The organism is Kitasatospora sp. NPDC032757 (assembly GCF_055579305.1).
Genome location: NZ_JBVINN010000020.1, coordinates 45,711 through 57,560 on the forward strand (window position 1 = coordinate 45,711; position 11,850 = coordinate 57,560).

Here is an 11,850-nt window from a genome sequence, read left to right on the forward strand (position 1 = left end):
GCCGCCCGGCCGAGCGGCCCGCGCCGGTCGCGAGCCCGGTGGTGGCGAGTCCGGCGGTCGCGAGTCCGGCGGCTGTGAGCCCGGTTGCCGCGGGCTCCGCCGTTGCGGTGCAGCCCCCGGCCGCGCCGGTGCGGTCCACGAGCGTCCTGCGGCAGGAGCTGCGGGCCGGCCTCGCGGAGGCGCTGTACCTGCCGGAGAGCGACATCGACCTCAACCGCAACTTCATCGAGCTGGGCCTGGACTCCATCGTCGGGGTCGAGTGGATCAAGACCCTCAACAAGAAGTACGGCACCGCGCTGACGGCCGCGCGGCTCTACGACTACCCGACGGTGCGGGAGTTCGCGGACTTCCTGAACGGTGAGATGGCGGCCTCCGCGCCGGCGCCAGTACCGGTGGCCGCGCCCGCGCCCGCGCCCGAGCCCGCGCCCGTGGCGGAGCCCGCCCCCGTCGTGGCCGAGCCGGCGCCCGAGGCCGCGGCGCAGCCCGTGCCCGTCGTGGCCCGGCCGGTGCGCCCGAAGTCCGTCCTCATCGACGAGTTGAGGAGCAGCCTCGCCGAGGCCCTGTTCCTGGAGTCGGGAGAGATCGACGCCGGCCGCAACTTCGTGGAGCTCGGCATGGACTCCATCATCGGCGTCGAGTGGGTGAAGACGATCAACCGGATGTACGGCACGTCGCTGACGGCGACGCGGCTGTACGACTACGCGACGCTGCGCGAGCTGGCCGGCCACCTGGAGACGCAGATCCCGGCCCCGGCCGAGCCCGCCGCCGTCCAGCCGGCCCCGGCGCCCGCTCCGGTCTCGCCCGCTGCGCCCGCCGCTCCGGCGGAGCCCGCGCCGGTCGTCCCGGTCGCCCCCGCCGTCCCGGTCGCCCCCGCGCCCGCCGTGTCGACGCCCGCCGTGTCGACGCCCGCCGTGTCGACGCCCGCCGTGTCCGCCCCCGCCCCCGCCCCCGCCCCGGCCCCGGCCGCGCGCGAGGCCGCACCGCCCGCCGTCCGAACCGGCGACCGGGCCGCCGTCATCGGCATGTCCGGGCGCTACCCCGGGGCGGAGAACCTCCGCCGGTACTGGGACAACCTCAGCAACGGCCGCAACTCCGTCCGCGAGGTGCCGCCGTCCCGCTGGGACGTCGCGCAGTACTACGACCCGCGCCCCGGCCAGAAGGGCAGGACCACCTGCAAGTGGCTGGGCTACCTGGAGGACGCGGACTGCTTCGACCCGCTGTTCTTCAACATCTCGCCGCTGGAGGCGGAGGGGCTGGACCCGCAGCAGCGGCTGTTCCTCCAGGAGGCCTACCGGGCGTTCGAGGACGCCGGCTACGACCCACAGTCCCTCAGCCGCAAGAAGTGCGGCGTCTTCCTGGGCATCAGCGGCAACGAGTACAGCTTCCTGGTGTTCCGCAACGGCGCGGAGACCAACGCCGCGACGAGCAGCAGCAACGCCATCGCCGCCTCGCGCATCGCCTACTTCCTCAACCTCAAGGGCCCGGCGATCGCGATCGACACCGCCTGCTCCTCCTCGCTGGTGGCGCTGCACCTCGCCCAGCAGGCGCTGGCGAGCCACGAGATCGACATCGCACTGGTCGGCGGCGTCTCGCTCTACCTGCTGCCGGACACCTACGTCGGGATGTCCGAGGCGGGCATGCTCTCGCCGCACGGGCAGTGCCGGTCCTTCGACAACGGCGCCGACGGCTTCGTGCCGGGCGAGGGCGTCGGCGCCCTGGTGCTGAAGCGCCTGGGCGACGCCGAGGCCGATCACGACCACGTCTACGGCGTCGTCGCGGCCTCGGGCACCAACCAGGACGGCAAGACCAACGGCATCACCGCACCCAGCGCCAACAGCCAGATGGAGCTGGTCCGTTCGGTCTACGACCGGCACGGCATCGACGCGGCGTCCATCGGCTACGTCGAGATGCACGGCACGGGCACCAAGCTCGGCGACCCGATCGAGCTCGACGCGCTGGGCACCGTCTACCGCGAGCGGGGCGTGCCCACCAACTCCTGCGCGATCGGCTCGGTGAAGAGCAACATCGGGCACACCTCGGCGGCCGCCGGGGTGGCCGGGGTGCACAAGGCGCTGCTGAGCATGCGTCACGGCCTGCTCGTGCCGTCGCTGAACTTCGAGACGCCCAACGAGCACTTCGACTTCGCCCATTCCCCTTTCCGTGTCAACACCCGCCTCGAACCCTGGGAGCCCCAGGCCGGCCGGGCGCCGAGGCGCGCTGCCGTGAGCTCGTTCGGATTCAGCGGAACGAACGCCCACGTCGTGCTGGAGGAGTATCGCAATGCGTGACAGCAGTGTGCGGACCGCTTCGGCGGCCGTCGTCGTCACCCTGTCGGCCAAGACCGAGGCGCAGTTGGACAGCGCGGCGGAGAACCTGCTCGCCTTCCTGGCGGACGAGCCCGGGCTCGACCTGACCGACCTGGCCTTCTCGCTCCAGGTGGGCAGGGAGGCGATGGACCACCGGCTGGCCTTCGTGGCCGACTCCACCACCGCGGTCGCGCGGGGCCTGCGGACCCACCTGGGGCGGGGCGGCGACACCGCCCTCTTCCGGGGCCGGGCCCCCGAGCAGCTGACCTGGGACGAGGAGGACGAGGACCGCAAGGCGCTCGTCCGCTCCTGGATCGCGGCCGGGGACCACGCCGCCGTCGCGCAGGCCTGGGCCGGCGGCTGCGCCGTCGACTGGCCGCTGCTCTACGCGCCCGACCGGCCGTTCCGGATCCCGCTGCCCACCTACCCCTTCGCCAAGGAGCGGTACTGGGTCGAGGCGCAGCCGGGCGCGCAGGCCGGCCCCGCGGCGGCCGCTCCGGCGGCGCCGCACCCGCTGGTGCACCGTGACACCTCCCAGTTCGGGCGGCAGCGCTACACCTCGACGTTCACCGGCGAGGAGGCGTTCCTCGGCGACCACCGGATCCGCGGCGAGCGGATCCTGCCCGGCGTCGCCCACCTGGAGATGGCGCTGGCGGCCGCGGCCGGCGGGCGGACGCCGTCGGCGGGTACGGCCCTCACCGACGTGGTCTGGGCCCGCCCGTTCCGGGTGGGCGGGAGCCCGCGCGAGCTCCACGTCGCGCTGCGGCCCGACGAGGCGCAGGGCGTCCGGTTCGAGGTCTTCGCCGCGGACGAGGACGCGGACGGGCCGGCCACGGCCCAGGTCCTGCACAGCACCGGCACGGTCGTGCCCGGCGGCGGCACGCCCGGCCGGGTCGACCTGGCACGGCTGCGGGCCGAGTGCGGCGCGCGCCGGCTCGACGCGGACCAGGTCTACGCGGCGTTCGCGGCGGCCGGGATCGAGTACGGCCCGTCGTTCCGCGGCATCGACCACCTGCTGGTCGGCGCGGACCAGGTGCTGGCCCGCCTCGTGCTCCCCGCCGCCGCGCAGCCGGGCTGGGACTCCACCCGTCTGCACCCCGGCCTGACGGATGCGGCACTCCAGGCCTGCCTGGGGATGCCGGCCGCCGACCCGGACGCCCCGCAGCAGACCCTGCTGCCGTTCGCCGTCGACCGGGTCGAGGTGTTCGGCGCCCTCACGCCCGGTCTCTGGGTCTGGATCCGCCCGAGCGCGGCGGGCCCGCAGGAGACCTCCGTCCGCCGCTTCGACCTCGACCTGTGCGACGACGCGGGAGAGGTCCGGGTGCGCCTGACCGGCTTCGCCGTCCGGGCTGTGCCGTCCGGGCCCGCGGCGGGCAGCGTCCTGGCCTTCCCGCAGTGGCGCGAGCGGGCGCTGCCCGCGCCGGCGACCGTGGGGGCGCGGCGCACCCTGGTCTTCGCCGAGGGGGGCGCCCTCGCGGACGCGATCGCCGCGGACAGCGGCTGCGAGGTGGAGGTGCTCACCTCCCCGGCGGCCGGCCTCGGCGGCCGCTACACCGACTACGCGCTCCAGGTGTTCGATCGGACGAAGGCGGTCCTGACCGACGGCACGCGGTCCGAGCTGCTCGTCCAGGTCCTGCTGGCGGACGGGCCACAGGCATCGGCCCTCTCCGGGCTGGGCGCACTGCTGCGGACGGCCCGCCTGGAGAACCCGCGGATCACCGGTCAGGTCGTCCTCGTGGACGCCGCCACGGGAGCGGAGGCCCTGCGCGCGCTGCTCGCGGCCGAGCGCCGCACCCCGGCCGGCACCGGCGACGGCACCGCCGAGGACCACGCCGCCGGCACGGCCGTCCGGTACCGCGACGGCAGGCGCGAGGTGCTGACCTGGGCCGAGGAGCCCGCGGCGGACCGCCCCGGGCCGCCCTGGCGGGCCGGCGGCGTCTACCTGGTCACCGGCGGCCTCGGCGGCCTCGGGCAGATCTTCGCCGAGGAGATCGCCGGCCAGGTGAAGGACGCCACGCTCGTCCTCGCCGGCCGCTCGCCGGAGAGCGCGCGGACACGGCGGATCGTGGAGCGGCTGCGGGCTTCGGGGGCGGACGTCTCCTACGCCCGGCTCGACGTCGCCGACCGGGACGCCGTCGTGGCCCTGGTGGACCGGATCGTGCGCACCGCCGGGCACCTCCACGGCGTCATCCACAGCGCCGGCGTGATCGAGGACAACTTCATCCTGAAGAAGCCCGTCCGCGAGTTCCGCGCCGTCCTGGCGCCGAAGGTCGGCGGCCTGGTGAACCTGGACGAGGCCACCAAGGACGCGGACCTCGACTTCTTCGTCGCCTTCTCCTCCGGCGCCGCCGTCACCGGCAACGCCGGCCAGGCCGACTACGCGGCGGCCAACGCCTTCATGGACGGCTTCGCCGAGTACCGGCAGAGCCTGGTCGCGGCCGGACTGCGGCACGGCCGCACGCTCTCCGTCGACTGGCCGCTCTGGGCGGACGGCGGCATGCGCCCGGACGCCGCCACGGAGGCGGTGCTCCGCGACCGCTTCGGGATTTCCCTGCTGGAGCGCGCGGCCGGGATCGAGGCCCTCTCCCGCAGCCTCCAGACGAACCACCACCAAGTGCTCGTCGCCGCAGGCGACGTGGCCCGGATCAGGCAGGCGCTGACGATGCAGCAGGCCGGTGAGGACACAGGACCAGTGAGCACCGACATCCCCGTCGCGGAACCGGAGCGGCAGGACGACGGCCTGGAGGACAGGGCCGTCGGGTACGTGACCTCGCTGCTGGCGGGCGCGCTCAAGGTGCCCGCGCACCGCATCGAGGCCGACCTGCCGCTGGAGCGGTACGGCATCGACTCGGTGATGGCGATGAACCTGACCGCCAAGCTGGAGGCGGTCTTCGGCCGCCTGCCGAAGACGCTCTTCTTCGAGTACCGCGACATCAAGCAGCTCACCGGCTACCTGGTCGACGCGCACCGGGAGCGGCTGGCGGAGCTGCTGGGCGTGACGCCCGCGGCTCCCGCGCCCGCGGCGGTGCCCGCTGCGGTGTCCGTGCCTGCCGCGGCGCCCGCCGCCGTGGTCGAGGCCCCGGCGGCTCCGGCGCCCGCCGTCGTGTCCGAGCCCCGTGCGGCGGTCGCACCGCGCAGCGCCGACATCGCCGTCATCGGCCTCGGCGGCCGCTACCCGCAGGCCCGCGACCTCCGCGAGTTCTGGCGCAACCTGGCCGAGGGCAGGGACAGCATCACCGAGGTGCCCGCGGACCGCTGGGACCACCGCGCCCACTCCGCCGAGGACACGGCCGAGCCGGGTACGACCTCGCACAGGTGGGGCGGGTTCCTGGACGACGTCGACCGGTTCGACCCGCTGTTCTTCAACATGTCGCCCCGCGAGGCCGAGTTCACCGACCCGCAGGAGCGCCTGTTCCTGGAGTGCGTCTACGAGACGCTGGAGGACGCCGGGTACACGCGACATGACCTCCTCCGGCACCGCTCGAACGGCGTGGAGGGCAACGTCGGCGTCTTCGTCGGTGCGATGTACGACGAGTACCAGCTGTACGGTGCGACCGAGCAGGCGATGGCCGAGGGCCGGGTGATCCCGGGCAACGCGGCGAACATCGCCAACCGGGTCTCGTACTTCTGCAACTGGCAGGGCCCGAGCATCACGCTCAAGACCATGTGCTCCTCCTCCCTGACGGCGATCCACCTCGCCTGCCAGAGCCTGCAGCTCGGCGACTGCGAGGTCGCCGTCGCCGGCGGCGTCAACCTGTCGCTCCACCCGAACAAGTACCTGCTGCTCGGGCAGACCGGCTTCGCGTCGAGCAAGGGCCGGTGCGAGAGCTTCGGTGAGGGCGGCGACGGCTACGTGCCCGGCGAGGGCGTCGGCGCCGTCCTGCTGAAGCCGCTGGACCGGGCGATCGCCGACGGCGACCGGATCCACGGCGTCATCAAGGCCACCGCGGTCAACCACGGCGGCCGGACCAACGGCTACACGGTGCCCAACCCGACCGCCCAGAGCGGTGTGATCGCGCACGCCCTGGACAAGGCGGGCGTCGACGCGCGCACCGTCAGCTACGTCGAGGCGCACGGCACCGGGACGTCGCTCGGCGACCCGATCGAGATCGCCGGCCTCACCAAGGCGTTCTCCCGCCACACCGACGACCGGCAGTTCTGCGCGATCGGCTCGGTGAAGAGCAACATCGGGCACGCCGAGAGCGCCGCCGGCATATCGGCGCTGACCAAGGTGCTGCTGCAGCTGAAGCACGGCAAGCTGGCCCCCTCGCTCCACTCCGAGGTGCTCAACCCGCACATCGACTTCGAGGGGACGCCCTTCCGCGTCCAGCGGGAACTCGGGGACTGGGAGCGGCCGGTGATCGACACCGCCGACGGCCCCCGCGAGTACCCGCGCATCGCCGGTGTCTCCTCCTTCGGCGCCGGCGGCTCCAACGCGCACGTCGTCGTCGAGGAGTACGTCCCGGCAGCCCGCCCGGCGGAGACCGACCCGGCCGGGCAGCCGCTGGCGTCCGTCGTCGTGCTCACCGCGCGTACCGCCGAACAGCTGCGGGAGCAGGCGCAGCGGCTCCTCGACTGGGCGCAGGAGGAGCGGATCGGCGACGCCGACGTGCCCGGGATCGCCTTCACGCTCCAGACCGGGCGCGAGCACCTGGACGAGCGGCTGGCCTTCCTGGCCGGCTCCGCCGAGGAGCTGCTCGCCCGGCTCCGCGACCACCTGGACGGCAAGGACGCCGTCGGCGAGGTGTACCGGGGGCGCGTGAAGCGCGCGAAGGACGCCGTGTCGTTCCTCGCCGAGGACGAGGACATGGCGCACACCATCGAGGCCTGGGTGCGGAAGCGGAAGTTCGGCAAGCTGCTCGAACTCTGGGTCAACGGACTGGGCCTGGACTGGCGGAGCTTCTACCCGGCGCCGCTGCCGGGCCGGGTCTCGCTGCCGACCTACCCGTTCGCCCGCAAGCGGTTCTGGGCCCCGGCGTCCGCGCCGGCCGCCCCGGCCGTGACCGCGCCCGCCGTCTCCGCCGCCGCGCCCGTCTCCGCTGCCGCGCCCGCCGCCGTGGTCGCGGCCGCCGCCGCGGTGGCCGAGCCCGTCGCGCTGAAGCCGGTCGCGCCGGTGCGGCCCGCCGTCACCGCCACCGTGCCCCTCCCGTCGGGCGGCGCCCGTGCCGTCGCGAAGCCGCGGGGGATCGGCCTCGCCCCGCTCGGCGGCGAGCCGGCCACTGCGTCCGGTACGGCGCCCGTGCGGCGTCCCGCCCCGGCGGTGACCCTCGCGCCGGTGGGCGCGGCCGCCGCCGCCCCGGCGCCCGCGCCGGCCGCCGCCCCGGCCCCGGCTCCGCTTGAGGCGCCCGCCCCGGTGGCAGCGGCGTTCGCCGGCCCGGACGAGGAGACCCTCGTCGACGAGCTGGCGGTAAGCCTCGCCCAGGCCCTGTACATGGCGGAGGAGGACGTCGACACCGACACCAACTTCACCGACCTCGGGCTGGACTCCATCGTCGGGGTCGAGTGGATCAAGGCGATCAACAAGCAGTACGGGCTCGACCTGGCCGCGACCAGGCTCTACGACACGCCCACCGTCCGCCAGTTGGCGGCCTACCTGCACAACCTGCTGCGCACCGCGGCGCCCGCCCCGGCGGCGCCCCCGGCCGCGCCGGTTGCCGCCGTGGCCGTCGCGCCGGTTGCCGTCGTCGCGCCCGTGGCCGTCGCGCCCGTCGTGCCGGCGGAGCAGCCGCAGCCGGCCCTCTCGGAGGACGACGTCCAGGCGGACCTGCTGAGCAGCCTGGCCGCCGCCCTGTACGTGTCGGAGGACGAGCTCGACCTCGACCGGAGCTTCACCGACTTCGGCCTCGACTCCATCATCGGCGTGGAGTGGATCAAGGCGATCAACAAGCAGTACGGGCTGGACCTGCCCGCCACCAGGCTCTACGACCACCCGACCATCCAGGAGCTGACGGCCTGTATCCTCCGGGAGCTGGAGAAGGGAGGCGCCCCTCAGGGGCGTCCCTTTCGCGGGCTGACCGCCCCCGCCGAGACGGCCCCCGCCGAGACGGTCTCCGCCGGGACGGCCTCCGCCGCCGTCGCACCCGTCGCCGTACCGGCCCCCGGTGCCGCACCCGCTGTCCTGCCGACCCCCACGCCGAAGCCCGTGCCGGCCGCCGAGCCCGTGCCGGCTCCTGTGGCGGTGCAGCCGGCCGTGCAGCAGGCGGCTTCCGCCCCCGCGCCCGCCCGGGCCGAGGCGCGCGCCGCCGACCCGCGCCGCGGGGACGCGATCGCGATCGTCGGCATGGCCGGCCGCTACCCGCGCTCCGAGAACCTGGCGGAGTACTGGGACAACCTGGCCAACGGGCGCGACTGCGTCCGGGAGATCCCCAAGTCCCGCTGGGACGTGGACGAGTACTACGACCCGCGCCCGAGCCAGAAGGGCAAGGTCTACTGCCGGTCGATGGGTGTCCTCGACGACATCGAGGTCTTCGACCCGCTGTTCTTCAACATCCCGCCGGCCGAGGCCGAGGCGATGGACCCGCAGCAGCGGATCTTCCTCCAGGAGGCGTACCACGCCTTCGAGGACGCGGGGTACGACCCGCGGGCGCTGAGCGGGGAGAAGTGCGGCGTCTACCTGGGGATCATGAGCAACGAGTACAGCATGCTCATGCAGAAGCAGGGTGCGGACGCGAGTTCGGCCACCAGCAACAGCAACGCCATCACGGCCGGCCGGATCGCCTACTTCCTGAACCTCAAGGGCCCGGCCATCGCCCTGGACACGGCCTGCTCCTCCTCGCTCGTCGCGACCCACCTGGCCTCCCAGGCGCTCAAGAGCGGCGAGATCGACATGGCCCTGGTCGGCGGCGTCACCCTCTACCTGAGCCCCGAGGCGTACATCAGCATGTGCGGCGCGGGGATGCTCTCGCCGGACGGCCGCTGCAAGACCTTCGACAACGGCGCCGACGGCTTCGTACCGGGCGAGGGCGTGGGCGCGCTCGTGCTGAAGCGGCTCGACGACGCGGTGCGCGACCGCGACCACGTCCACGGCGTCATCCTCGGCTCGGGCATCAACCAGGACGGGAAGACCAATGGCATCACCGCGCCGAGCGTGGTGAGCCAGATGGAGCTGGAGCGCGACGTCTACGGGCGCCACGGCATCGACCCGGCCGGCATCGGCTACGTCGAGATGCACGGCACCGGCACCAAGCTGGGCGACCCGATCGAGCTGGAGGCGCTGGCCACCGTCTACCGCGAGCAGACCGACAAGGTCGGGTACTGCGCCATCGGCTCGGTGAAGAGCAACCTCGGGCACACCTCCGCGGCCGCGGGCATCGCCTCGATCCAGAAGGCCGTGCTCTGCATGCAGCAGAAGCACCTGGTGCCGACGCTGAACTTCGAGCGCCACAACGAGCACTTCGACTTCGAGCGCTCGCCGTTCTACGTCAACACCGGGCTGACGCCGTGGAAGACGGAGGCCGGCACCGCGCGGCGTGCGGCCGTGAGCTCGTTCGGCTTCAGCGGCACCAACGCCCACCTCGTCCTGGAGGAGTACGAGGAGGCCGCCGGGGACACGGCGCCGGAGCCGCTGCACGCCCCCCGCCTCTTCGTCCTGTCGGCGAGGAGCGAGGAGCAGCTCAGGACGGCCGCCGCCCGCCTCGGCGACCACGTCCGGTCGCACCCGTCGCTGGACCCGAAAGACCTGGCGTACTCGCTCCAGCTGGGCCGCGAGGCCATGACGCAGCGTCTGGCGCTGGTCGCCGCCACCCTCGGGGAGCTGGCGGAGAAGCTGAGCCGGTTCGCCGAGGGCGGCCGGGCCGGCGGTGTCCACACCGGTCAGGCGAGGAAGGTCCGGGGGAGGGGCGCCGTGCACGTCCCCCCGCCCGCCCCGGGCGGCACCCCGTCCGCGGCGGAGTGCGAGCGGCTGGCCGAGCTCTGGGTGACCGGGACGGCCGTCGACTGGGCACAGCTGTACGCGGACGGGCGACCCCGCCGCGTCCCGCTGCCCACGTACCCCTTCGCCCGTGGGAGCTACTGGTTCACGCCCGCCGAGGACGGCACCGACGCTCCCGCCGCACCCGGGCCCGCGCCCGCAGTGGCCGTGCCCGCCGCACCCGCACCCGTGCCCGCCGCGCCCGCGGCCGTGGCACCCGCCCGGGCCCCGTCGGCCGGGTCACCCGCCTCCGCCCCGGCGGCCGCGGCGAACATCCTGCTGAAGCCGGTCTGGGACGTCGTCCCGAAGCCCGCCCTGCAGACCCCCGCCGCGCCGAACGGCCGCGTCCTCGTGGCCGGTGGCACGGAGGAGCACTGGGAGCGGATCCGCACCGTCCACCCGACCGCCGAGCGCCTGCCCGTCGGCCCCGCGGACACCGTGGAGACGATCGCCGCCCGGCTCGACGAGGCCGGCGGCCCGCTCGCCCACCTGGTCTGGCTGGCCCCCCAGCAGACGTCGCCGGGCGTCACCGACGACGCGCTGGTCGACGCGCAGGAGGGCGGTCTCTACGCCTGCTTCCGCACGCTGAAGGCGCTGCTGGGCCTCGGTTACGGCCGCCGCACGCTCGACCTGACCGTCGTCACCGAGCAGAGCCTGCCGGTGCGGCGCAGCGACACCGTGGACCCGACCCACGCCGGCCTGCACGGTCTGCTGGGCTCGGTGGCCAAGGAGTACCCGGGCTGGAACGTGCGCCTGGCCGACCTCGACAAGGGGTACGACTGGCCGCTCGCGGAGCTGTTCGCGCTGCCCTGCGAGGAGCGCGGCAGCGTCTGGGCGTACCGCCGCAAGCGCTGGTACCAGCAGGCGCTCCTCCCGATCCGGGAGAGCGTCGCGGCCGACCACTCCGCGCCGGGCGCCCACCCGGTGTACCGGCAGGGCGGCACGTACGTGGTGATCGGCGGCGCGGGCGGCATCGGCGAGGCGTGGACCGAGCACATGATCCGCACCTACGGGGCGCAGGTCGTCTGGATCGGCCGCCGGGCCGAGGACGCGGCGATCCGCGAGAAGCTGGAGCGCCTGGGCCGGCTGGGCCCGGAGCCCCGGTACGTACAGGCCGACGCCGCCGACCGGGAGTCACTGCAGGGCGCGTACGAGCGCATCAAGCAGAGCCACCCGGTCGTCCACGGCGTGATCCACTCGGCGATCGTCCTGCTCGACCAGAGCCTGGAGCGGATGGACGAGGGGCGTTTCCGCGCCGCCGTCACCGCCAAGGTCGACGTCAGCGTGCGCCTCGTCCAGGTCTTCCGGGCCGAGCCGCTGGACTTCGTCCTCTTCTTCTCCTCGATGAACTCGTTCCTCAAGGCGCCCGGGCAGTGCAACTACGTGGCCGGCTCCGTGTTCAAGGACGCCTACGCCCACCGGCTCGGCTCCGCTCTCTCCGCCCCGGTGAAGACCATGAACTGGGGCTACTGGGGCAGCGTCGGCATCGTCGCCTCGCAGGAGTACCAGGAGCGGATGAGCAGGGCCGGCGCGGCCTCGATCGAGCCCGCCGACGGCATGGCGGCCCTCGACGTCCTTCTTTCCGGCACGTTCGACCAGCTCGGCCTGGTCAAGGCTCAGGGGGGTAACCCGTAA

The 11,850-nt window shown here is 74.2% G+C and carries 2 protein-coding genes (1 of these 2 cut by a window edge); both read left to right on the forward strand.

Translation table 11 applies throughout. From position 1 onward, the window contains the following. Positions 1 to 2,288: the end of an SDR family NAD(P)-dependent oxidoreductase gene (locus ACZ5WK_RS22160; RefSeq protein WP_465549222.1), read on the forward strand. The gene continues 6,364 nt to the left of window position 1, outside the view; the window shows 2,288 of its 8,652 coding nt (coding positions 6,365-8,652); its start codon lies beyond the left edge, outside the window; the stop codon is at positions 2,286 to 2,288. Next, positions 2,281 to 11,850: an SDR family NAD(P)-dependent oxidoreductase gene (locus ACZ5WK_RS22165; RefSeq protein WP_465549224.1), complete on the forward strand. Its 9,570-nt coding sequence runs from the start codon at positions 2,281 to 2,283 to the stop codon at positions 11,848 to 11,850. The genes ACZ5WK_RS22160 and ACZ5WK_RS22165 overlap by 8 nt, the downstream gene beginning before the upstream one ends.

What these genes read in the sequence shown, in the direction of transcription:
- ACZ5WK_RS22165 (WP_465549224.1), top strand. Translation starts at nt 2,281, where the DNA reads ATGCGTGACAGCAGTGTGCGGACCGCTTCGGCGGCCGTCGTCGTCACC.